Source organism: Nonomuraea sp. bgisy101 (genome assembly GCF_057708945.1).
This window is the reverse complement of the sequence record NZ_JBYITD010000012.1, coordinates 173,046-192,679: the sequence shown is the minus strand read 5'-3', so window position 1 is coordinate 192,679 and position 19,634 is coordinate 173,046. Positions and strand designations below refer to the sequence as shown.

Sequence of the window (19,634 nt, the reverse complement as noted above, 5' to 3'; positions counted from 1 at the left end):
TCGGGAGTGGTGCTGCCGCCCGCCGGTGCGGGCGGGCGGCAGCGGGGGCTAGAACGGCGGGTCGAGAGAGAACGGGCACCACGGCGACGCCGACACGGTGCGGACCCAGCCCGTACGCGACCGGTCAGCGATAGCCGCGTCGATCTGCTCGCCGGTCGCAAGCTCTGCATCAGGCCCCGGCGTGGAGCCATCGGTGATCGTGTACTCGTGGCGCTCGGTGGCGCGCAGCTGCTCGATCTCCACCCGCGCGGCATGCAGCTCGGCGACGAGCTCGGGCAGGTAGGTCACCAGAGCGCGAGTCCCCAGGCCGATGCGGTCGAGCATCCTGGGCGCCCACTCGTCGTAGGCGGCCTGGATCTCCTCCAGGTCGAGCGGCGGCTCCGGCTCGGGCTCCCCTGAGGGTTCGGGCTCGTTCAGAGCGGTCAGGTCGATGTCGTTGCCGAACTCGTCCTCGACGATCATGTGTTGCTCCTCGGGGTGGCAGTGGAGCGCGCGGCCAGGCCGGGGAAGCCGGACCACAGGCCCACAGCGGCGATGTGCGGACAGAGCTCGCTCCGCCAGCACGGGCAGGACCAGCGGCCGACGAGCGGCTCTGTGGCGTCGTAGACGACCTGGTAGCGGCCGTTGTGGCCGTGGACCGTCGCCACCACCAGCGCGGGAGCGGAGGCGTCCGGGACGGTGGCGACGGTGTGGGCGCGTACCTGGCCCTCGCGCAGGTACGCGAGGGCACTGGAACGGAGGTCAGCCATCGGCCTTGACCAGCCGATGCGGAGCGATCGGGTCCTCAGCCACGCTCCCGGCGGCGAGTTCAGGCAAGAGGCCGCCGATCAGCTCCCACAGCTCACCCGACTGCCAGGCAGAGGCGACCAGCTCAGCAGCGTCAGCGGACAGAGTGACGGCCACGGTCGGCTCGCCCGCCGAGACGGTCACGCCGGGGATCTCCTCGCCGTCGGCGGTGACCGCGACACCGGCCTTCTTTGCGACGGTCAGGATCGCGTTGAGGTAAGCGGGCCGAACGCGGGTGACAGTCGTGGTGACCGTCTCCCACTCCTCCGGCCGGTTGGCGACTACCCACGCCTCGAACGCGGTCTGATCGGTGACCGTCGCCTGCGTCGTGCCCTTCCGCAGTTGGACGTGTCCGACAGCCCGCTTGCCGAGGGCGCCGGCGAGCCGGTCGCCAGTCACCCATCCCTCGCGTACGGCGGCGCGGTCGCTGTCGTCGCTGTCCTTCAGGACGTCCTTCAGGACGCGGGTGATCACCAGGCGGAGCGCCTGCTCTTCGCGGGTCATGCCGCCTCACCAGCGCTCAGCTCGGCGTTCAGAGCCTTGATGCGGCGAGCGATGTGGTCGGCCTCGGCCTGCGAGATCTGACCCGCCTTGAGCGATGCCCCGGTCGCCTTCCAGCATTTCGTCAGGTCCTCGATCGTGGACGCCTCTTCGGCCAGGGTGAGCAGTTCGATAGCGATCTCGGAGAGATCGTCGAGATCGGGAGACTCCGACCCGGCCTGCGCAGGGGTCATCTGCCGCGCCTCGGACTGGCCAACTCCGCAACCCAGGGCCTCGAAGACGAGCTTCTCCAGCGTGAAGTCAGGCATGGGCTGTGGCTTGTCGACGCCCGGCCTGATCCCGGCGTGAACCGACCGGGCCCCGATCACCATGGGCGGGCGCTCGCGAGACAGCTGGATCCAGACGGAGGCGTCGAAGCTGAGCGTCTTGTGGCCCTCGACCTTGTACTCCTTGGACCCCTCGACCGGGCGGCCGTTGGCGTCCATAGCGGCGACGTCCTTGCCCCTGGCGGTCGTGACGACGATGCCGGGGAACGTCATCAGCAGCGTCATCAGGCGGCGATGCCGGGCGGTTGCGTCGTTCCACAGGTTGAACGGGGCCTTGATCTCGGCGTGCGGGTCCTCCTGCAGCCGCTTCTTGTTGGCCGCCGAGCCCTTGGCGCGGTTGGCGACCCAGTCCTTGAGCAGCTCCCACTCAGCCGTCATCGAGTCGATGACCAGCACGACGGGCGGCTCGCCCGCCTGACTTGCGCGGATGGCTTCGGCGCGGACGGCGGAGATCTGGGTCATGATGCTGGCCCAGGTGCCGTCGTGTTCCAGCACGAGGTAGCGGGCACCGGGGATGGCGCCATACTCGTCGGCCGCTCCTTCGCCCAGGTCGAGCCAGTAGGTCTGGCCGACCTTCTCGGAGGCTGACAGCTGTGCGGCGGCCCAGCTCTTGCCGGACTTCTCCGGGCCCTCGATCAGGATGAGCGGCCAGGAGGGGCGTCCGGTCGGGGGGCGGGTACGGATGGCGGTCATGCTGCTCCTCTGTGGGTGCTGGTCGGGGTGATGGAGTTGATCCGGTGGGGCACGGCCTTGATCACAGGTCGCCGCTCACGAACTCGGCGACCTCGGCCCAGCGCTGGGAGACGGCGGTCAGCAGTTCCCGCTCGCGCTCCATGAGCTGGGTGTCGCGGTCCCACTGATCGGCGTCCCGCCAGGCCCAGATCTCCTCCTCGATGAGGCGGGCCAGCGTGGTGGGGTCGAGCGCGTCCAGCTCCCACGAGGAGCGGCCGTGCTCGCGGATGTAGCCGGTGGCGCGGGAGTCGGTGAGCTTGGCCGGGTTGGGCGGCGGGTTGTACTGCTCGACTTGGTCCATGTTCAGCGCGATGCGGACAACCTCGGTGCTCGCGCCGAACAGCAACAGCCGGTCGGTGATGTCGCGGGTCATGTCCACGCCGGACGGGTCGTGGTCGCCGAGGTGGATGATGACCGTCTTCTGGCCGGCGTCTTCGTAGCCGCGCAGTCGGCGGGCCGCGCTCCACAGCTCGGACTGGGAGGTGTAGCCCCGGCAGGAGAAGTAGTCGACGTCGTACTGCTGGCAGATGCCGGTGATGACGCCGACGAGGGCGTCCTTCTCGATCCACACCTCGACGCGGTTGGGCTGGTTGGCCCAGCGCTCGGTGCGGTAGGAGTAGGCGGTGCCTCGGATGATCTGGTCGGGGCTGTCCCAGTGGGACAGGCCGCGAAGGTTCCGGGTGCGGTCGACGATGTAGTTCCAGTCGATCAGTCCGGCGAGGCGGGCGTCGTTGATGATCGAGCCGAGCCGCTTGTACTCGGTCTGCTTGTTGGCGATCAGGCCACGCGCGACGAACTGGTAGTAGAGCTGGCGGAGGGTGAGGTCGAAGCCCTGGCGGGCGTACTCCGCGCAGATCGAGTTGGCCCGCTCGATGATGTCGACGTGCGAGGGGCGGAAGTCCTTGGGGACGTAGCAGATGCGCGGCATCACAGGTCTTTCTGTTCGAGGAGGTAGTCGGCTTCTGCGCCCGCGCCGATCGAGGGGCCGCCGCGGTTCGGGATCGCCCGCGCGGCCTGCCGCATCTCCTCGACGACCTCAGCACGCGGGCGGCGGTTCCCCCAGCGCGTCAGCTGATCCGCGTGGTTGCCGTCGGGGGAGTAGCAGAGGTGGCGGGCCAGGTGCCGCATGGTGTCCTCGGCCAGCTCGCGCGCCTCGGCGCTGTCGGCGACGATGACGGCAGCAGCCAGGCCGATGCTGCGCACGACGCGCATGTGGGTGTGCGTTTCGATGACGTCGGCCGTGTCGCGGAGGACGCGGGCGATGAGCGTCACGCCGTCACCTCCTGCGCGGAGGCGGGCAGGTCGACCGCGGGCGGCGTGGACAGCTCGTCGACGTCGATTTCGGCGATGTCGAGGATGTTCCAGATCTCGACCTGGAGGCCGCGGTAGATCCCGGTGACCGAGACAAACGTCCTGCCTACCGGGTGAGGCCGGACGGTCCACACCGGGGCGTCAAAGACCACGGCCCACACGTGGAGAGCTAGCCGGGTCTCGTCCAGAGTTGGGCATCTGTAGAGCAGCCCACTGAGTGGGTTGTCTCCGCCGCGGATGTCCCACGTGAAGACTTCGGGCATGGGGAGGGTGAGCAGGTTCGCGGCGAGCGCGAAAGCGCGCTGCTGGGTGTGGCGGCGGGTCTCGTTCATGCCGTCACCTGCTCGCCGTACTCGGCGGCCATGGCGGCGTCGCGTGCCTGCTTGAGCAGGGCCGCCCGCTCGTCACCGGCTGCCTTCACACGCGGGTCGAAAGCGTCGTGGATCGCCAGGTCCACCGCCGAGGCGGTGGACAGCTCCGGATTGCGAGCGGCGATGATCCCAGCCAGCAGCTGCGTCTCGCGGTTGCCCGAGAACTCGGTGACACACAGGGCGACGGCGGCGAGGACACGCTCGACGCTGTCATCGGCGGCCGGGGAAGCCAGCGCGGCCTGAGCGGTCTGCGCGAGCTGCTGCAACGCAGAGAGGAGCATGCCGCGTGCGATGCGGTCGGCGGGCACCGCGTACAGCACCAGCGAGGCCGAGAAAGCGGCGTGCGTGACCGGGTTGGTCTGCTCCGCGAAGTGCGGGCCGCTGAGCTTGGCGATCTCGCCGATCAGGCCGCTCAGCAGGACGTGGTTGGAGTGCAGCAGGCCAGGGCTCGCGTCCGGCGAGAGGACGGCGATGGCGGCGGCCCGCCGGGTGAGGCGGTCGCGAAGCTCTTCAAGCGTGAGCGGCTTCTCGCTTACGATGGTCACTGAGGGTCCTTTCGTTGGGATCGGTCAGCGGGCTCATCCGGGTGCATCCGGGTGGGCCCGTCTTCGTCAGCGGGTGATGAGGCCGGCCGTGCGGAGCTGCCTGGCCTGGCGTGCGGCGCGCTTGAGCGCGGCCTTGTTCTCGCGGGTGAGCGTCGCGGTGTGCGACTGGTGGCCGGTCTTGTGCTTCACGCGGCGCAGCTGGCGCGGGGTGAGCTCGTCGCGGCCGGTCTGGCCGAGGTAGCGGTCGGTCCGCTGCAGGATGTCGAGCACGTAGGTCTCCTCGTGGGTTGGTCGGGGTGATGGGAGGTGCGCCTCAGTCCGCGCTCGCGGACTCCGCGATGTCGGACTCGAACCGCTGGCGGTACCACTTCTGGGCGTCGGACTTGCGGATGCGCAGGATGTGGCCGCGCTTGTGGAAGGGGGGTCCGTCCCCGATCACGCGCAGGTGGCGCAGGGTGCCGGGCGGGATGTTGCAGAGCTGGGCGACCTGGTCGAAGCCGAGGATGGGGTCCTCGTCAACGTCGGTGACCGTAAGCACGTCTTCCTCCGTTTCGTTGTACGAATCTTCGGACAACATGTCCGAAGTGAAAAGGTGCTCGACGGGTGCGTTCAACTCCTGTGCGATGGCTGCGGCGATGGTGGGATCGCAGCGGCGGCGGCCGTTCAGGATGAGGGATACGAAGGCCCGGCTGACGCCGGCGGCGTCGGCGAGTCGGGCGCCGTCGAGATCTGCGGCTCGTATGGCGGTGCGGAGCCGGTGGGGGCTGCGTGCCTTCAGAGTCTTGCGGGTCATGCGTCGCGCCTCGGCTTTCGTTGTACGAATAACCGAACAGTATCGAGGAGTGTCGAGCGTTGTCTAGCGTTGCCGAGGACTTTTTCGCTCTAGCCATACTCTGCTAACTCGCCGGTTCTGGTTTACTCGCACCAACTAGTTGACCTAATTGCCGAGCGGTACAACCCAGGAGGCGATGATGTTCGATTCATCGCCCACCTGGGCGAGGAGAGGACGCTATGCCGTCGAGTGGTGGGACTCCCGGCACAACCGACCAGCTAAGCCGCTACATCCGCGACTACCTGGCCGAGCACGACGAAAGCGAGCGGGCTCTGGCCCGCCGCGCCATCGATCCGGAAACCGGCTTCACCCTGCAGCACGGCTGGATCAACCAACTCGCACAGAACCGCGTCGCAAGAGCTCCCGAGCTGTGGCGCCTGCGTGCACTGGCCGCCGCGGTGCAGAAGCCGGCGCGCATGCTCGCCGAGTTGGCAGCGGCGCAGTGGCTCGGGGTCGAGGTGGCCGAGGTCCCGCAGGCCGGGGGGGATGACTGGGTGGCTGTCACGGTTCCGCCGGATATGACCCCCGAGGAGAGGGAGCGTTTTGTCCTCTTTGCTCAGGACATAGTGCGCCGTAGTACGAAATAACGGACAGTGAGGATTTAACTACTCCCATAACAAATAGATGACTGTCCGCTTCACCGCACAACAAAAAGACGGGCATCGGGGTCTACTCGGCAGACTAGGTAACACTCTGCGCAGAGAGACTCAGATGACCCCTCACCTACACATCGGACTCGTCAACCCCTCGGTACTGGTGATCAGCAGAGTCAACAGCCGAATGACGCAAGGCCGCGTCGAGCTGCTGCTCGACCGCACGGGCGTAGATCCCTACGTCCTGGAGCCGCTCCAGATCATCGGCGCCCGCACCCTCAGCGAGCTCGTTCCGATGCTCCGCCCCGGCCGCCCGCCCACCGTTCGCTACTTCATGGAACGCGACATTCCCGGCCTCGTCTACATGGACGTCACGCCGTACCAGGCCGACATCTACCTCGAGCGAGGCCTCATCCCTCAGGACCTGGCCGACGAGCTGGCCGGCCACTCCACCAATCTCCTCAGGCACTTCACCTTGTAGAAGGGAAGCACCATGGCAGGTCACGTCACCAAGCGGTGCAACTGCCGCGACGAGAACGGTAAGAAGATGGGCAAGTCCTGCCCCCTCCTGAAGAAGCGGGGGCACGGCGAGTTCTGGGTGCGCTACGAGCTGCCCGCCGGGCCGGGCGGCAAACGCCGGCGCCCGTGGGCGGGGCCGTTCCCGAACGAGACCATCGCGAACAAGGAGTTGACGCGGCTGTTGGCCGAGGCCGGATCGGGAGCGCCGGTCCCAGACCGGCAGCTCACCTTCCGCCGCTTCCTGCGCGATCAGTGGCTACCCGGCAAAGTCCGCCTCAAGGCCTCCACGCGGCAGTCGTACCAGGAGGTCGTCGATCTGTACGGCGACCCGGGCCTCGGTCATCTGAAGCTCGGTGACGTGCGCGAGCACCACCTCCACGAGCTGTACGAGGCGATGGGGCAGATCAACAATTTGCCGGAGGGGGCTGAGCCGTCGGAGATGCTGCGCCGCCTCCTGGCGGCTCGGGCGACGGCCGAGTGGCGCGAGAACGGCGGGTTGCACTCCTCCCGGCCGCTGTCGGCGTCGCGTATCCACTTGGCCCACCGGGTGCTGTCGTCGGCGCTGTCGTACGCCTTCAAGACGCGGAAGATCGGGCATGATCCGTCCAAGCACGTAGAGCCGCCGCGGGTGACGCGACCCAAGCCGCTGGTATGGACGGCGGCGCGGGTGGAGCGTTGGCGGCGCACCGGCCATGTGCCCGGCCCGGTCATGGTGTGGACCCCACAGATAGCAGGCGAGTTCCTCGACCACTGCGAAGAGAAGAAGGAGCGGCTGTATCCGCTGTTCCACCTGACCATCACCCGCGGCCTGCGCCGGGGCGATGCGCGCCGGATGGAGTGGCCGGATCTCGACCTGGAAGTCGGCACGCTCAGCGTGTTGGATCAGGGCGAGTCTGGCCCGAAGACGGAGGCGGGTGTGCGGACCATCGACCTCGACGACGAGAACGTGCGGCTGCTCAAGGCCTGGCGGGTGCAGCAGGGGCGGGAGCGGCTGCGGGCGGGGGAGTCGTGGGTGGCCTCCGAGGTGGTGTTCACCCGCCGCAACGGGGAGCCTCTGCGGGAGGAGTTCGCCTCGCAGCGGTTCGAGGTGCTCGTGCGCCGGGCCGGTTTGCCGCCGATCCGCTTCCACGACCTGAGGCACTGTGCGGCGACGTTCGGGTTGGCGGCAGGCAACGACATGAAGGTGATCTCGGCGACGCTGGGGCACTCGAAGCACTCGTTCACGGCCGATACGTACACGAGTGTCGTTCCGCAGCTCGCGAAGGCGGCGGCGGAGGCGACGGTGGCGATCATCCCGCGCCGGTCACGGAAAGCGGGCGGCTGACTCGATGGTCTGGCAATGGTCTACCAGGCCACTTGTGGATCATTGCCATACCTAGCGCGCCCTGCAGGATTCGAACCTGCGACCGTCGGATTAGAAGTCCGATGCTCTATCCAGCTGAGCTAAGGGCGCTCCCGCACAATTGTGCATGATCCTGGGAGTGCGCACGTACTCGATTTCCCGTGTCACGCGTACTCGTCCTCCCGGGCCGCCCCTACAGGCAGTTCCGGTAGTCGGTCCTGCTGCTGTTGTACGAGCAGGAGTCGATCAGCTTCCCGTCCGGGTCGCGGAGATAGGCGATGTCCTTGTCGTTGTTCCAGACGTAGGCGCGTCGTTCCCAGTATGACGTGGACGGGGTGTCGCTGCCCTGGCCGGTGCGGAGGGTGAGCTTCTTGCCGGGGCCCAGCACGGCGTCCAGTCCGAACGTGTACGTGTAGCCGGTCTTGTCCTTGATGGTCCATTGTTCCAGGTCGACCGGCCGGCGGGTGGTGTTGAGGATCGTGACGTACTCGCCGTTCAGGGAGGTGTTGCTGCGCCGGTCGACGCCGGGGGAGTCGTAGTAGACCTTGGTGATCTGTACGGCGGGGGCGGCCGAGGAGGGGGCGAACGCGGTGGAGGCGGTGAGGGTGGCGATCAGGGCCAGGGGGAGCGGCATGGGTGGTTCCTCTGCGATGTGTGGGATGTGTGGGTGTGTGCAGAGTGAGACGACCGGCCTCGCGGACGGGTTCACGCGGTGTGGTCGTTGACTCACGTTGTGAACATCACCTGACATGGCGATTGTCCGAAAACCCCAGGCGGGGGCCGTACAAATAGGGCTAAGGTGTCGTGGCATGGTCGCGACGGTCCTGCACGAGATTCCGCTGCAGGGCGGGGACGTGACGGACGGAGTGGTGCGAATCGGCGACACTGTGCGCAGACCCACCTGCCGATCCAGCCCCGCCGTGCATGCTCTGCTCCGCCATCTGGAGGCGGTGGGGTTCGAGGGCGCCCCGCGTCTGGTGGGCGTGGACGCCGCCGGTCGCGAGATCATCACCTTCGTCCCCGGTACGGCGGGCCTGACCGCCGACTCCGTCACCGACCAGGCGCTGGAACGGCTCGCTGGGCTGCTGCGCGGCTTCCATGACGCGACGGCGGGGTTCCCGCTGGCGGGCCACCGCTGGGAGGGCGGGTCGAACGACGACGCGGCTCCCGAAGTGATCGGGCACTGCGACCTGACCCCGGACAACGCGATCTTCAGGGGTGACCGGCCGGTGGCGCTCATCGACTTCGATCTCGCGCGGCCGACGACGAGGCTGTTCGACGTGGTCACGACGCTGCGCCACTGGGCGCCGATCGCCGACCCCGTCGACAGGCACCCGTTGTTGCGCGACGTCGACGCGGGCGCGCGGGTACGCCTCTTCTGCGACGCGTACGGCCTGCCGTCCCGCGAGCGCCGTCGCCTGATCCCGCTGGCGAGGCTGAGGTTCGGGCGGTCGTACGAGATGATGAGGGCTCGCGCGGCGGAGGGCGGCGGCTGGGCCAGGATGTGGGCGGACGGCGCGGGCGAGCGCATCCGGCGGGCCGCGGCATGGCTCGACACCCACGAAGATGAGGTTCATGCACATCTCGTCTAGATCTGCGGGGCTCGCGCTGGGGGTTCTCGTGGACGCCGTCGTGGGGGATCCGCGGCGTGGTCACCCTGTCGCGCTGTTCGGGCGGGCCGCCGCGGCGCTGGAGAAGCGCCTGTACGGCGACGCCAGGCCGCACGGGGTGGCGCATGTCGCGATCTGCGTGGGGGCGTCGGCAGGACTGGGACTCATCACGCGACGGGCGAGCGGCGCGCTCGCGTCAAGCCGGGCGGGAGCCGGGGCCGCCCTGGGCGCGGAAGGCCGCCGGGCGGGACTAGGTGCGGAAGGTCGCTGGGCGGGGCTGGGTGCGGGCCGGGCGGGACTGGGTGCGGGAGGTCGCTGGGCGGGGCTGGGTGCGGGCCGGGCGGGGCTGGGCGCGGAAGGCCGTCGGGCGGGACTGGGTGCGGGAGGTCGCTGGGCGGGGCTGGGTGCGGGCCGGGCGGGGCTGGGTGCGGAAGGCCGCCGTGCGGGGCTGGGGTGGGCGTTGGAGGCGGGGTTGACGGCGGCGGCGACCTGGGCCGTTCTCGGCGGCACCACGCTGGCTCGCGAAGGCGCCCACATGGCCGAAGCCCTGGAGGCCGACGACCTCGCGGCCGCCAGAAGACGCCTCCCGCACCTCTGCGGCAGGGACCCCAGCGCGCTCGAAGCCCCCGAACTGGCCAGGGCCACCGTCGAGTCGCTGGCGGAGAACACCTCGGACGCCGTCGTCGCCCCCCTCTTCTGGGGCGCCGTCGCGGGCGTCCCCGGCCTGCTCGCCTACCGGGCCGTCAACACCCTCGACGCGATGGTCGGCCACCACTCGCCGAGGTACGAGAACTTCGGCTGGGCCGCCGCCAGGCTCGACGACGTGGCCAACTACGTTCCGGCCAGGATCACCGGCCTGCTGGCCGTACTCGCCGCTCCTGACAGGGGTCGCGCGCTGCGGGTGCTGCGCAGGGACGGTCACCGGCATCCCAGCCCCAACGCGGGCAGGTGCGAGGCCGCGTTCGCCGGCGCGCTGGATGTGACGCTGGGCGGCACCAACGTGTACGGCTCCCGGGTCGAGCACCGGCCCGAGATGGGGGACGGGCCCAAGCCGGAGGTGCGCGACATCCGCCGCGCGGTGAGGCTCACCAGGACGGTGAGCCTCGCCGCCGCCGCTATTGCCGTGCTTGTTCCAGCACTCTGGCCGCGTCGCGCTCGAAGAAGCCACGCGCCAGGAGCGTGATCACGCCGCCGATGACCATGGGCGGGATGAGGGCGTACATGCCGGCCGTCAGCGACCCGCTGCTGTCGGAGACGCGGCCGACGATCAGCGATCCGAACGCGCCGCCGAACGTCGTCAGCAGTTGCAGGACGGCGAATCCGAGTCCGCGGGCGTGGGCGCCGACGACGTCGGCCAGCGAGGCCGTCATGTTCGGGATCGCGATCGACATGAGCGTGCTGGCCAGCAGCGTCAGCACGCTCAGCCACAGCAGGGACTCCATGGCCAGGGCGGCGGCCAGGACCACGGAGCCCGCGGTGATGCCGCCGCCTCCGGCCAGCAGGCGGCCGCCCTTGACGGTGCCGTGCCACTTCGAGCCGAGCCGCGAGCCGATCAGCGTGCCGAGGACGGGTCCCGTGACCGTGATGAGGCCGCTGATCGATCCGGCGACGCCGGTGCCGACGCCGAAGCTGCGGACCATGAGCGACGGCATCCAGTAGAAGATGCCGGCCAGGCCGAGCGTGAGCAGCGCGAGCCCGGCGCAGACGATCACCAGGGTGGGGATGCGCAGCACCTCCGTGAACCGTCCAGGCCGCCTGTCGGCGACCGTGCCCGCTCCGCCGGCGACGACCTGGTCCAGGTGTCCGCGAGCGGGTTCGCGCAGCCGCCAGCACAGGTAGGCGGCGATCAGCCCGGGGACGACCATGACGAGGAAGGCGGTCCGCCAGCCGTACGCCTGGGCGAGCACGCCGCCGATCAGCGTGCCGATGCCGCCGAGGTAGGTGGTGACCCTGGTCAGGCCGTACGCCTTGGCCCTGGTGACGGGCGGGTAGTAGTCGGCGGTCAGGGATCCGGCCGCAGGGTTGTCGATGTTCTCGGCGGCGGCGAGGAAGACGCGCATCGCGTAGAACATGGCGAAGCCCGCCGCCAGGCCCGAGCCGAGCGTGGCCACCGCCCAGAGCATGACGACGACCGCGAGGATCTTCGTCCTGTTCACGCGGTCGGCGAGGTAGCCGGCGGGGATGGCGACGATGGCGGCGGCCAGCGCCGACGCGGTCGGGATCGAGCCGGCCGCGGTGTCGCTGAAGCCCCACTCGGCCTGCACGTGGGGAAGCACGCCTGACAGGAGGTTGTTCTCGACGCGATCGACCAGGCCGACGACGAACAGGACGACAAGGGGAGTCCAGCCGTACGGCGCACGGGTTTCGGCGGTGATCCCTGTGGGAGGAAGCGTGCCGACCATGCTCACGCCCTTTCCAGAATCTGATTCTAGGAGTTTGTTCCAGACAGAGTGGCAGAAGTCACAGCATGTGCCAAGAGCGCGGGCCGCTACGGTTGCCGGGTGAAGGGTGCGTTGCTGGTCGCGGGGACCACGTCGGATGCGGGCAAGAGCGTGGTGACGGCGGGGATCTGCCGCTGGCTGGCCAGGCAGGGGGTGCGCGTCGCGCCGTACAAGGCGCAGAACATGTCGCTCAACTCCTTCGTCACCGCCGACGGCGCGGAGATCGGCCGGGCGCAGGCCATGCAGGCGCAGGCGGCGGGCCTGGAGCCGGTCGCGGACATGAACCCGATCCTGCTGAAGCCGGGCAGCGACCGCCGCAGCCAGGTCGTGCTCATGGGCAGGCCGCTGACCGACGTCGACGCGATGGAGTACGGCGCGCTCAAGGACTTCCTGCGAGAGCGGGCGCTGGAGTCGTTCGACCGGCTGCGCGAGGCCTACGACGTGGTGATCTGCGAAGGCGCGGGCAGCCCCGCCGAGATCAACCTCAGACGCGGCGACATCGCCAACATGGGCCTGGCCAGGGCGGCGAACCTGCCGGTCGTCGTGGTGGGCGACATCGACAGGGGCGGCGTGTTCGCCGCCTTCTACGGCACCGTCGCGCTGCTGTCTCCCGAGGACCAGGCCCTCGTCTCGGGATTCGTGGTCAACAAGTTCAGGGGTGCGGTCGAACTGCTGCAGCCGGGGCTCGACACGCTGCGCGGGCTGACCGGCCGCGAGGTGTACGGCGTGCTGCCCTGGCTCGACGGGCTGTGGCTCGACGTCGAGGACTCTCTCGCGCTCGACAGCCGCCAGACGGTCACCGGCACGCCCCACGGTCGGCAGACCCTCCGCGTGGCGGTCGTGAAACTGCCGCGGGTTTCGAACTTCACCGATCTCGACGCGCTGGCCGGCGAGCCGGGCGTGCTGGTCAGGTTCGTCACCGCCCCCGGCGAGCTCGACGACGCCGACCTCGTCGTCCTGCCCGGCTCGAAGGCGACGGTCTCCGACCTGGCGTGGCTGCGCTCGACCGGGCTGGCCGACGCGCTGACGGCCAGGCGGCTGCCGATCCTGGGCATCTGCGGCGGCTACCAGATGCTCGCCCGCGAGATCGTGGACGAGGTGGAGTCGAAGGCGGGGCACGTCGAAGGGCTCGGGCTGCTGCCCGTACGGGTGCGGTTCGCCGAGGAGAAGCGGCTGGCCAGGCCTACGGGGCAGGCGTACGGCCACGCGGTGTCGGCCTACGAGATCCACCACGGCGTCGCGACGGTCGAGGGCGGCGAGCCGTTCCTCGACGGGTGCACCGTGGGCGCGGTGTGGGGGACGACGTGGCACGGCGCGCTGGAGAACGACGACTTCAGGCGCGCCTTCCTGTCGGAGGTGGCGGCGCGGGCGGGCCGCGACTTCGTGCCCGCGCCGGGGGTGTCGTTCGCTCGGCTGAGGGAGGAGCGGCTCGACGCGCTGGGCGACCTGGTCGAGCGGCACCTCGACACCGACGCGCTGCTCAGGCTGATCGAGAAGGGCGCCCCCGCGGTGCCGTTCCTCCCGCCGGGCGCGTGACGATCCGCGGGGCAGGGTGATGATCTGCGGGTCGGGTGACGAACCGGCGAGCCGCCGGAAGGCTCAGTGGGTGGAGATCACGGTCTTGAGCGTGACGAGGACCAGGCCGAGGACGAGGTTGGCGATCCCGGAGACGACGACCACCCGCGTGGAGGCGTGGATCCTGACCGCGGCCGCGACGGCCCAGACGACCTGGCCGGCCACCGCGACGCACAACGCCGCCCATGCCGCGACCGTGTTGGACAGGCCCAGCCCGGCGGCCAGCGCGGCGGCTATGGCCGGAGGGAACGACGCCTGCGCCAGCGGCCACTCGTGCCTGGCGACCGCCCGCAGGCTCTCCCAGGTCAGGGGCTTGATCGGGTATCCGTGACTCACGATCTGGGCGTAGACGTGGGTGATCCAGAACACCACGCCCGTGCAGATCAGGAGCACCATGAGCTCTCCGGCGGCGGGTGGCCCGCCCTCGGCGGTGGAGCCGACGACCACGGAGGCCGCCAGCAGCGAGCCGTACACGGCGCCCGCGAATTCCACCCGCTCAGGTGCCGCACCTGTATCACGCGCGTTCATGACAGCAGTGTCCTTCACGCCCGCCCGGTCGACCCGTCAGGCGTGCCGTCAGGGGGAGGGCTGAGCGGAAAGGCCCGCGCGGTCGGGGACGACGCGGGGGAGTTCGCGCAGCCACGCCTCGACGTCCTGCGGCCACCACCGCCCCGCCTGCAGACGGCCGAGCAACTCGGCGACCGCGCGCGCGGACGGCGGCGCGGGTACCACCCGCACCGGCGCGGCGCCCGCCAGCACTCCCAGCCACCAGTGCCGCACGGTGGCCGGCAGTTCGTCGGGTTCGAGCACGACGTAGTAGTCGGGCAGCACCCGCCGCTCGGCCCGCAGCGCCGCGAGCGTCTCCTCGACCGCGACCTCGAGGCCGCCGACGGGTTCGGTGCCGTCGAAGAAGCCCGCCCACGCGCGCCCCACCTCGGCGAGCGGGTCGGCGTCGTGGACCACGTAGGTGGACCGTGCCCTGGTCACCGCCTCGGTCAGCTGGTCGGGCCCGCGCTCGCCGGCCGTGAGAGCTCGCACGTTGCGCATGCCGTCCAGTCCCGCGACCACCTCGGCGGCGTGTTCCCCCGCCACCACGATCACCGTGCTGCTCACCCGCCGCATCCCTGGAGTCTACGGAAGCCGTGTGCTTCAATCGCGTGACGGGTATGTGGGGCGCCCTGACCACCGTTGTCGAGCACCATGGCAGGCCCCCATGAACGACGTCGATCCCATCGCCGGTCTCGTCAGGCGCGCGGCCAGGGCGAGCAAGCGTATCGAGTGGCACAACAGGCTCGTCCGCGATCTGGAGCTCACCAGGGAGCGGCTGCGGCGCGCCACGCGCCTCATCGAGTACCTCACGGAGGCCGAGCCGCCGCCTCTGGAGTACGTGACAGCCGTCCGCTCGCCGCGACGGGGCCGCTTCCAGCAGGTGGCGGTGACGATCGACGGCTCACGCTGCGTCATCGGGCTGCGCGGGACACGCTCGTGGCGGGGCCACGAGGCCGACGACTGGCGCAGGACGGTCGACGTCGTCAGGCGCGTGCGGGCAGGCGGTCCCGGCGGTACCGGCGGTCCCGGTGGTCCCGGCGGTCCCGGCAGGACCGGTGCCGACGGCACCGCGGCGGACCACCGGCTGGGCGAGGGCGAGCTGCCGTGATCGCCCGCACCGTCTACCGGGCGCTGCCGCGCGACCAGGGCTGGTTGCTGACCTGGGTCGACGGCGAGCCGATCGTCGTGGTCAACTCCACGCTCGACGAGGACGAGCAGCGGGCCGCTCGCCGGGACGCCCAGCGTGCGGCCCGCGCGAGCCGTCCTCCTTCGTGAGGCGGGGTGGTCACGCGCCCTGGAGCCGCACCATGCTTGGGGTGTCGGCGAAGAAGCGGACGCTCGTGACGGTCTCGCGACGGCCGAGCGGGCGCGTCACGGTGATGGGCTCGGCCAGCTCGACGACCACGTTGGTCTGGGAGCCGACGGCGACGCTGAGCCGACCGTCGGTGACCTGGATCATGCCGGTCTCGTTGTAGTTGCGCGCCACCCGCACCGAGGAGATCAGCTCGCGGGGGATGCGCAGGTCGAAATAGGCGCCGAAGCGGACGCGCAGCTCGTCGCCGGTCACGACGTGCGGCCTGGTGACGCAGGCGGCGGCGAAGGCCAGCCCGAACCCGATGCCGTAGAGGTCGAGCACCAGCACGGTGACGCGCACCGGGGCGGGCACGTCCAGGGCCACCAGCAGCAGGTCGATGCCGACCGTCTCCACGACCATCACGAACAGCATGATCAGAATGGTCGTCGACTGCTCTCTCGAGTACGGCACGGCCGTGGCCCCCTGCGGCACGCCGTGGCGTCGCCTGGCCACCCACAGGACCAGGCTGGCCATGCCCTTCAGCTCGAACTCCATCACCTTGCGCACCGTCACCGGCAGCAGCCGGTCGACGGTCGAGAGCAGCGCCGACCGCCGGTCGGACCCCTGCCCGCGCGCCGCCCGGTAGAGCCGGACGGCGGTCGCCGCCTCCAGCGCGAGCACGCCCAGCACGACCGCCTCGGCCAGCAGCAGCACCGGCGCCGGCAGTGAGACACCCGAGACGAGCAGGACCGCGAGCAGCAGCTCGGCGGGGATGACCGTGTACAGCGCGGCTCGTGCCAGCCTGAGCATCACACCCGTCCCTTCAACGTGATCATGAGCAGCCTGAACACCTCGACCTGCGCGGGTGTCATCTCGTCGTTCAGCGCCTCCAGCCATCCGCTGCCCTGGGAGCCGGCGTTCTCGATCATCGGCCTGACCAGGTCGTCGGGCAGATGGGCGGCCAGGTCGCCGGCCAGCTCGGCGAGCCTCCCGTCGTCGAGGCTCGCCTCGGCCAGCTCGTCGAGCCTCCGGTAGAGCTCGTGCCCTCTGGCCAGCGCGGAGGGCTCGGTGAGGGGCCGCATCAGGTCGACGAGGTGGGCGCGGTCGGCGGGGTCGGCCACGTTGCCCACCAGGGTGAGCAGCTCGCGGTCGAGCGCGGCGAAGGTGGATGCCCCCGCCGACAGGTCGTGCAGCACCGCCGCCATGTCGGGCGGCACGATGGAGTCGGGGCGCAGGTCCGTCCCGGCGAGCAGGACGGCCAGCCTGGCACGCCTGACCGCGATGGCCTCCTGCTGCCTCGCCAGGTCGGCGTCCAGCTCCTGGAGCACCTCGCGCAGGTCCTTGCCCTGGTCGTCGGCCAGCACGTCGCGCAGCTCGTCCAGCGACATGCCGAGCCCGGCCAGTTGCCTGATGCGGGACAGCAGGACGGCGTCCCTCAGCCGGTACTCCCTGTAGCCGTTGGCGAGCCGTTCGGGTTCGGGCAGCAGGCCCAGGTGGTGGTAGTGGCGCACGGTCCTGGTCGACACCCCGACCAGGGCTGCGAGCTCTCCGATCCGCATGCGGCCATTACACACGTTGACGTTACGTCAAGGTCAAACTTGGGCCTTGCCGGTGGTCAGGAGCAGGTTTACGATCCGGTCAACTCTTAGGAAACTTTCTTAATAGAAAGATCCGTCGCATGCGCAGATCACCTGTTGTGCTGCTCGCCGTGCTCGTCGCCGTGGCCCTGAGCGCCGTTCCCGCCGACGCCGCGGCGCGCCTGACCGCCACCTTCGGCCTGTCGGGAACCACCGGGAAGTTCGTGGTCGCCAACCCCGGCACCACGGCCGTCACCGGCTGGTCGATCGTCTTCGAACTACCCCCTGGCGTCACCGCCGGCAATCCGCAGAACGCCACGATCACCCAGAACGGCGCCAAGGTGACGCTGACCCCTGCCTTCTACATCAACACCATCCAGGCGGGCAGGAACACCGAGCCCTACAGCCCCGCCGTCACGCTGAGCTCGGCGGTCCAGCCGGTCTCCTGCAAGGTCAACGGCGCGAACTGCGACGGCAGCGGCCCCGAACCGCCCGCGCCCCCGCCCGTGGGCGCGACCTACTCGGTGAGCGGCACCTCGGCCAAGATCGTCGTGGCCAACAACTCCACCACCGCGCTGAACGGCTGGACGGTCGTGTTCGACCTGCCCTCGGGCGTGACCGCGAGCAACGCCCAGCACGCCACCCTCGCCCAGAACGGGCGCACGGTCACGCTGACCCCCGCCCACTACAACACCACGGTGGCCGCGGGAGCGACGACCGAGCCCTACAGCCCGTCCTTCACGGTCAGCACGGCAGGCGCCGAGCCGACCTCGTGCCGCGTCAACGACGTGAACTGCGACGGCACCCCCGACGCGCCGCCAGGAGCTCCGGGCAACCCGCGCGTGACCGTCAAGACCACCAGGACGGTCTCGCTCGCGTGGGACGCCGCCCAGCAGGGCAGCCTCCCCATCGTCGGCTACGTGCTCTCCAACGGGACCGAGGTCTCCGGCACGAGCGCCACCGTGTCAGGCCTGACGCCCAACACCTCCTACACCTTCACGGTGAAGGCCAAGGACCGCAAGGGCACGCTGTCGGCAGCCAGCGCCCCGGTGACGGTGACGACGAACAACCCGGCCGACGACACGCAGCCGCCGACGACACCCGGCAACCCGCGCAGCACCGGCAGGACCTCCTCCAGCGTCACGCTCGCCTGGACGGCCTCCACCGACAACAAGGGCGTGGCCAACTACGACGTCTACACCGGCGCGACCCTCGCCACGACCGTCACGGGCACGACCGCGACGGTCGGCGGCCTGTCACCGTCGACCGAATACACCTTCACCGTCAAGGCCCGCGACCTGTACGACAACCTGTCGCCCGCCGGCGCCCCCGTCACCGTGACCACCTCCGACATCGTCGAGACCGGCTACGCCAGGGTCGGCTACTTCGTCCAGTGGGGCATCTATGGCAGGCAGTACTTCGTCCGCAACCTCGACACGAGCGGGGCGGCGGCGAAGCTGACGCACATCAACTACGCCTTCGGCAACATCGACCCGGTCAACCTGACCTGCCTGCAGGGCGTCACCAAGGGGACGACACAGAACCCGCAGGACCCCAGCCAGGGCGACGGCGCGGGGGACGCCGAGGCCGACTACGGCAGGCCGTTCAGCGCGGCGCAGTCGGTCGACGGCGTGGCCGACACCGGCTGGGAGAAGCTGCGCGGCAACTTCAACCAGCTCAAGAAGCTCAAGGCCAAGCACCCGCACCTCAAGGTGCTGATCTCGCTCGGCGGCTGGACCTACTCCAAGTACTTCTCCGACGTCGCCGCCACCGACGCCGCGCGCAAGAAGTTCGTCAGCTCGTGCATCGACATCTACATCAAGGGCAACCTGCCGGTGGCCGGAGGAGCGGGCGGACCCGGCACGGCGGCGGGCGTCTTCGACGGCATCGACCTCGACTGGGAGTGGCCGGGCGCCGAGGGGCACGCGGGCAACCACGTCAGCCCGAACGACAAGGCCAACAACACCCTCCTGATCGCCGAGTTCCGGCGCCAGCTCGACGAGCTGACCAGGCAGACGGGGCAGCGCTACCAGCTCACCGCCTTCACTCCCGCCGATCCCGCCAAGATCGCCGCGGGCTGGGACCTCCCGCAGATCGCGAAGAACCTGGACATCTTCAACGTGCAGGGCTACGACTTCCACGGCGCGGGCAGCGACAACTCGTGGGAGCCGAACCGCACGGGCCACCAGGGCAACCTCCACCTCGACACCGACAGCCCCTACGACCCCGACTTCAGCGTCGAGAAGGCGATCGACGTCTACCTGCAGGCGGGTGTGCACCCGCGCAAGCTCACCATCGGCCTCGCCTACTACGGGCGCGGCTGGCAGGGCGTCGCCGACGGCGGCAAGGCCGGCGAGTGGCAGTCGGCCACGGGCGCCGCGCCAGGACAGTTCGCCGAGGAGGCGGGGACCCGCGGGTACGGCAACCTGGTCGCGGGCGTGCCGAACTGCACGGTACGGCACGACGAGCAGGCCGTGGCCACCTCGTGCTTCACCGGCAACGGAGGCCAGTGGTGGTCCTTCGACGACGCCTGGTCGATCGGCAAGAAGACCGCGTGGCTCAGGAGCAAGAACCTGCTGGGCGCGATGATCTGGGAGATGTCGGGTGACACCGGCGTCCTGACCGCCGCGCTCGACGCAGGGCTGAGGTAGCGGCGCGCGATACGGCTTGCGTCTCATGCGGGGGGCGCAAGCCGTATCAGCATGCGGACATGGGCCTTACCTACAATTT

General features: G+C 69.9%; 25 protein-coding genes and 1 tRNA gene. 9 read left to right on the top strand and 17 right to left on the bottom strand.

Annotation, left to right across the window (positions count from 1 at the left end; translation table 11 throughout):
• Nucleotides 1-48: 48 nt before the first annotated feature.
• The 10 genes from AC3EO4_RS23835 to AC3EO4_RS23790 all read right to left on the bottom strand — a co-directional run bounded on the left by AC3EO4_RS23835 (nucleotide 49) and on the right by AC3EO4_RS23790 (nucleotide 5,365).
• Entirely contained in the window at nucleotides 49-462 is a 414-nt protein-coding gene (locus tag AC3EO4_RS23835; protein ID WP_431897835.1) for a hypothetical protein, read from the bottom strand.
• Entirely contained in the window at nucleotides 459-749 is a 291-nt protein-coding gene (locus tag AC3EO4_RS23830; RefSeq protein WP_431897834.1) for a hypothetical protein, read from the bottom strand. Before AC3EO4_RS23830 ends, AC3EO4_RS23835 begins: the two co-directional genes overlap by 4 nt.
• The gene (locus AC3EO4_RS23825; RefSeq protein WP_431897833.1) at nucleotides 742-1,290 is read right to left on the bottom strand and encodes a hypothetical protein; all 549 of its coding nucleotides are present in this window, start codon (nucleotides 1,288-1,290) and stop codon (nucleotides 742-744) included. Before AC3EO4_RS23825 ends, AC3EO4_RS23830 begins: the two co-directional genes overlap by 8 nt.
• Nucleotides 1,287-2,306 (bottom strand): AAA family ATPase, encoded by a 1,020-nt coding sequence (locus AC3EO4_RS23820; RefSeq protein ID WP_431897831.1) that lies wholly within the window; start codon nucleotides 2,304-2,306, stop codon nucleotides 1,287-1,289. The genes AC3EO4_RS23825 and AC3EO4_RS23820 overlap by 4 nt, the downstream gene beginning before the upstream one ends.
• 61 nt (nucleotides 2,307-2,367) lie before the next feature.
• Nucleotides 2,368-3,273: a hypothetical protein gene (locus AC3EO4_RS23815; RefSeq protein ID WP_431897830.1), complete on the bottom strand. Its 906-nt coding sequence runs from the start codon at nucleotides 3,271-3,273 to the stop codon at nucleotides 2,368-2,370.
• Nucleotides 3,273-3,617, bottom strand: a complete 345-nt coding sequence (locus tag AC3EO4_RS23810; RefSeq protein ID WP_431897829.1) for a hypothetical protein — start codon at nucleotides 3,615-3,617, stop codon at nucleotides 3,273-3,275. The genes AC3EO4_RS23815 and AC3EO4_RS23810 overlap by 1 nt, the downstream gene beginning before the upstream one ends.
• Nucleotides 3,614-3,988: a hypothetical protein gene (locus tag AC3EO4_RS23805; protein WP_431897828.1), complete on the bottom strand. Its 375-nt coding sequence runs from the start codon at nucleotides 3,986-3,988 to the stop codon at nucleotides 3,614-3,616. The genes AC3EO4_RS23810 and AC3EO4_RS23805 overlap by 4 nt, the downstream gene beginning before the upstream one ends.
• Nucleotides 3,985-4,572 carry a hypothetical protein gene (locus tag AC3EO4_RS23800; RefSeq protein ID WP_431897826.1) on the bottom strand — a complete coding sequence of 196 codons (588 nt, stop codon included), beginning with the start codon at nucleotides 4,570-4,572 and terminating at the stop codon, nucleotides 3,985-3,987. Before AC3EO4_RS23800 ends, AC3EO4_RS23805 begins: the two co-directional genes overlap by 4 nt.
• A 66-nt stretch (nucleotides 4,573-4,638) precedes the next feature.
• Nucleotides 4,639-4,842, bottom strand: a complete 204-nt coding sequence (locus AC3EO4_RS23795) for a hypothetical protein (protein ID WP_431897825.1) — start codon at nucleotides 4,840-4,842, stop codon at nucleotides 4,639-4,641.
• A gap of 43 nt (nucleotides 4,843-4,885) precedes the next feature.
• Entirely contained in the window at nucleotides 4,886-5,365 is a 480-nt protein-coding gene (locus AC3EO4_RS23790; RefSeq protein WP_431897823.1) for a helix-turn-helix domain-containing protein, read from the bottom strand.
• 218 nt (nucleotides 5,366-5,583) lie between these two features.
• On the opposite strand from AC3EO4_RS23790, the gene AC3EO4_RS23785 reads away from it, so the two are divergent.
• The 3 genes from AC3EO4_RS23785 (at nucleotide 5,584) to AC3EO4_RS23775 (ending at nucleotide 7,840) form a co-directional block, all read left to right on the top strand.
• A complete protein-coding gene (locus AC3EO4_RS23785) occupies nucleotides 5,584-5,991 on the top strand; it encodes a hypothetical protein (RefSeq protein ID WP_431897821.1) in 408 nt (135 codons plus the stop codon).
• 124 nt (nucleotides 5,992-6,115) lie between these two features.
• Complete coding sequence (locus AC3EO4_RS23780) at nucleotides 6,116-6,478, top strand: hypothetical protein (protein WP_431897820.1); 363 nt, start codon at nucleotides 6,116-6,118, stop codon at nucleotides 6,476-6,478.
• A gap of 117 nt (nucleotides 6,479-6,595) precedes the next feature.
• Complete coding sequence (locus AC3EO4_RS23775; protein ID WP_431897818.1) at nucleotides 6,596-7,840, top strand: tyrosine-type recombinase/integrase; 1,245 nt, start codon at nucleotides 6,596-6,598, stop codon at nucleotides 7,838-7,840.
• Nucleotides 7,841-7,895: 55 nt separating this feature from the next.
• On the opposite strand, the gene AC3EO4_RS23770 is transcribed toward AC3EO4_RS23775, so the two are convergent.
• A tRNA-Arg gene (locus AC3EO4_RS23770) sits at nucleotides 7,896-7,969 on the bottom strand.
• Nucleotides 7,970-8,051: 82 nt separating this feature from the next.
• Nucleotides 8,052-8,492, bottom strand: a complete 441-nt coding sequence (locus tag AC3EO4_RS23765; RefSeq protein WP_431897816.1) for a lamin tail domain-containing protein — start codon at nucleotides 8,490-8,492, stop codon at nucleotides 8,052-8,054.
• 175 nt (nucleotides 8,493-8,667) lie between these two features.
• Between AC3EO4_RS23765 and AC3EO4_RS23760 the strand changes: the two genes are divergently transcribed.
• Nucleotides 8,668-9,450, top strand: a complete 783-nt coding sequence (locus AC3EO4_RS23760; RefSeq protein WP_379582932.1) for a phosphotransferase enzyme family protein — start codon at nucleotides 8,668-8,670, stop codon at nucleotides 9,448-9,450.
• The gene (cbiB, locus tag AC3EO4_RS23755; protein ID WP_431897814.1) at nucleotides 9,434-10,651 is read left to right on the top strand and encodes an adenosylcobinamide-phosphate synthase CbiB; all 1,218 of its coding nucleotides are present in this window, start codon (nucleotides 9,434-9,436) and stop codon (nucleotides 10,649-10,651) included. The genes AC3EO4_RS23760 and cbiB overlap by 17 nt, the downstream gene beginning before the upstream one ends.
• Here the strand turns inward: cbiB and AC3EO4_RS23750 are convergent.
• Entirely contained in the window at nucleotides 10,584-11,870 is a 1,287-nt protein-coding gene (locus AC3EO4_RS23750; protein ID WP_379583009.1) for an MFS transporter, read from the bottom strand. The two genes, cbiB and AC3EO4_RS23750, sit on opposite strands and share 68 nt — an antisense overlap.
• A gap of 99 nt (nucleotides 11,871-11,969) precedes the next feature.
• Between AC3EO4_RS23750 and AC3EO4_RS23745 the strand changes: the two genes are divergently transcribed.
• Nucleotides 11,970-13,445 carry a cobyric acid synthase gene (locus AC3EO4_RS23745; RefSeq protein WP_431897812.1) on the top strand — a complete coding sequence of 492 codons (1,476 nt, stop codon included), beginning with the start codon at nucleotides 11,970-11,972 and terminating at the stop codon, nucleotides 13,443-13,445.
• Between the two features lie 63 nt (nucleotides 13,446-13,508).
• Here the strand turns inward: AC3EO4_RS23745 and AC3EO4_RS23740 are convergent, their stop codons facing one another.
• Together AC3EO4_RS23740 and AC3EO4_RS23735 are read right to left on the bottom strand one after the other, a co-directional pair.
• Complete coding sequence (locus tag AC3EO4_RS23740) at nucleotides 13,509-14,012, bottom strand: hypothetical protein (protein ID WP_379582938.1); 504 nt, start codon at nucleotides 14,010-14,012, stop codon at nucleotides 13,509-13,511.
• Between the two features lie 48 nt (nucleotides 14,013-14,060).
• A complete protein-coding gene (locus AC3EO4_RS23735; RefSeq protein WP_431897810.1) occupies nucleotides 14,061-14,606 on the bottom strand; it encodes a hypothetical protein in 546 nt (181 codons plus the stop codon).
• Nucleotides 14,607-14,697: 91 nt separating this feature from the next.
• Here AC3EO4_RS23735 and AC3EO4_RS23730 point away from each other — a divergent pair, with 91 nt between their 5' ends.
• Together AC3EO4_RS23730 and AC3EO4_RS23725 are read left to right on the top strand one after the other, a co-directional pair.
• Nucleotides 14,698-15,141 (top strand): hypothetical protein, encoded by a 444-nt coding sequence (locus AC3EO4_RS23730; protein ID WP_431897809.1) that lies wholly within the window; start codon nucleotides 14,698-14,700, stop codon nucleotides 15,139-15,141.
• Nucleotides 15,138-15,308, top strand: a complete 171-nt coding sequence (locus AC3EO4_RS23725) for a hypothetical protein (RefSeq protein WP_379582944.1) — start codon at nucleotides 15,138-15,140, stop codon at nucleotides 15,306-15,308. The genes AC3EO4_RS23730 and AC3EO4_RS23725 overlap by 4 nt, the downstream gene beginning before the upstream one ends.
• Before the next feature lie 10 nt (nucleotides 15,309-15,318).
• On the opposite strand, the gene AC3EO4_RS23720 is transcribed toward AC3EO4_RS23725, so the two are convergent.
• Both AC3EO4_RS23720 and AC3EO4_RS23715 read right to left on the bottom strand, forming a co-directional pair.
• Complete coding sequence (locus AC3EO4_RS23720; protein WP_431897807.1) at nucleotides 15,319-16,137, bottom strand: hypothetical protein; 819 nt, start codon at nucleotides 16,135-16,137, stop codon at nucleotides 15,319-15,321.
• Nucleotides 16,137-16,886 (bottom strand): MerR family transcriptional regulator, encoded by a 750-nt coding sequence (locus tag AC3EO4_RS23715; protein WP_379582948.1) that lies wholly within the window; start codon nucleotides 16,884-16,886, stop codon nucleotides 16,137-16,139. The genes AC3EO4_RS23720 and AC3EO4_RS23715 overlap by 1 nt, the downstream gene beginning before the upstream one ends.
• Before the next feature lie 119 nt (nucleotides 16,887-17,005).
• Between AC3EO4_RS23715 and AC3EO4_RS23710 the strand changes: the two genes are divergently transcribed.
• On the top strand, nucleotides 17,006-19,555 hold the full coding sequence (locus AC3EO4_RS23710; RefSeq protein WP_431897804.1) for a glycosyl hydrolase family 18 protein: 2,550 nt from the start codon (nucleotides 17,006-17,008) through the stop codon (nucleotides 19,553-19,555).
• Nucleotides 19,556-19,634: the final 79 nt, after the last annotated feature.

Coding starts and splice junctions, on each gene's coding strand:
- AC3EO4_RS23835 (WP_431897835.1), bottom strand. CDS start 462: ATGATCGTCGAGGACGAGTTCGGCAACGACATCGACCTGACCGCTCTG.
- AC3EO4_RS23830 (WP_431897834.1), bottom strand. CDS start 749: ATGGCTGACCTCCGTTCCAGTGCCCTCGCGTACCTGCGCGAGGGCCAG.
- AC3EO4_RS23825 (WP_431897833.1), bottom strand. CDS start 1,290: ATGACCCGCGAAGAGCAGGCGCTCCGCCTGGTGATCACCCGCGTCCTG.
- AC3EO4_RS23820 (WP_431897831.1), bottom strand. CDS start 2,306: ATGACCGCCATCCGTACCCGCCCCCCGACCGGACGCCCCTCCTGGCCG.
- AC3EO4_RS23815 (WP_431897830.1), bottom strand. CDS start 3,273: ATGCCGCGCATCTGCTACGTCCCCAAGGACTTCCGCCCCTCGCACGTC.
- AC3EO4_RS23805 (WP_431897828.1), bottom strand. CDS start 3,988: ATGAACGAGACCCGCCGCCACACCCAGCAGCGCGCTTTCGCGCTCGCC.
- AC3EO4_RS23790 (WP_431897823.1), bottom strand. CDS start 5,365: ATGACCCGCAAGACTCTGAAGGCACGCAGCCCCCACCGGCTCCGCACC.
- AC3EO4_RS23785 (WP_431897821.1), top strand. CDS start 5,584: ATGCCGTCGAGTGGTGGGACTCCCGGCACAACCGACCAGCTAAGCCGC.
- AC3EO4_RS23780 (WP_431897820.1), top strand. CDS start 6,116: ATGACCCCTCACCTACACATCGGACTCGTCAACCCCTCGGTACTGGTG.
- AC3EO4_RS23765 (WP_431897816.1), bottom strand. CDS start 8,492: ATGCCGCTCCCCCTGGCCCTGATCGCCACCCTCACCGCCTCCACCGCG.
- AC3EO4_RS23760 (WP_379582932.1), top strand. CDS start 8,668: ATGGTCGCGACGGTCCTGCACGAGATTCCGCTGCAGGGCGGGGACGTG.
- cbiB (WP_431897814.1), top strand. CDS start 9,434: ATGCACATCTCGTCTAGATCTGCGGGGCTCGCGCTGGGGGTTCTCGTG.
- AC3EO4_RS23750 (WP_379583009.1), bottom strand. CDS start 11,870: ATGGTCGGCACGCTTCCTCCCACAGGGATCACCGCCGAAACCCGTGCG.
- AC3EO4_RS23740 (WP_379582938.1), bottom strand. CDS start 14,012: ATGAACGCGCGTGATACAGGTGCGGCACCTGAGCGGGTGGAATTCGCG.
- AC3EO4_RS23735 (WP_431897810.1), bottom strand. CDS start 14,606: ATGCGGCGGGTGAGCAGCACGGTGATCGTGGTGGCGGGGGAACACGCC.
- AC3EO4_RS23730 (WP_431897809.1), top strand. CDS start 14,698: ATGAACGACGTCGATCCCATCGCCGGTCTCGTCAGGCGCGCGGCCAGG.
- AC3EO4_RS23720 (WP_431897807.1), bottom strand. CDS start 16,137: ATGCTCAGGCTGGCACGAGCCGCGCTGTACACGGTCATCCCCGCCGAG.
- AC3EO4_RS23715 (WP_379582948.1), bottom strand. CDS start 16,886: ATGCGGATCGGAGAGCTCGCAGCCCTGGTCGGGGTGTCGACCAGGACC.
- AC3EO4_RS23710 (WP_431897804.1), top strand. CDS start 17,006: ATGCGCAGATCACCTGTTGTGCTGCTCGCCGTGCTCGTCGCCGTGGCC.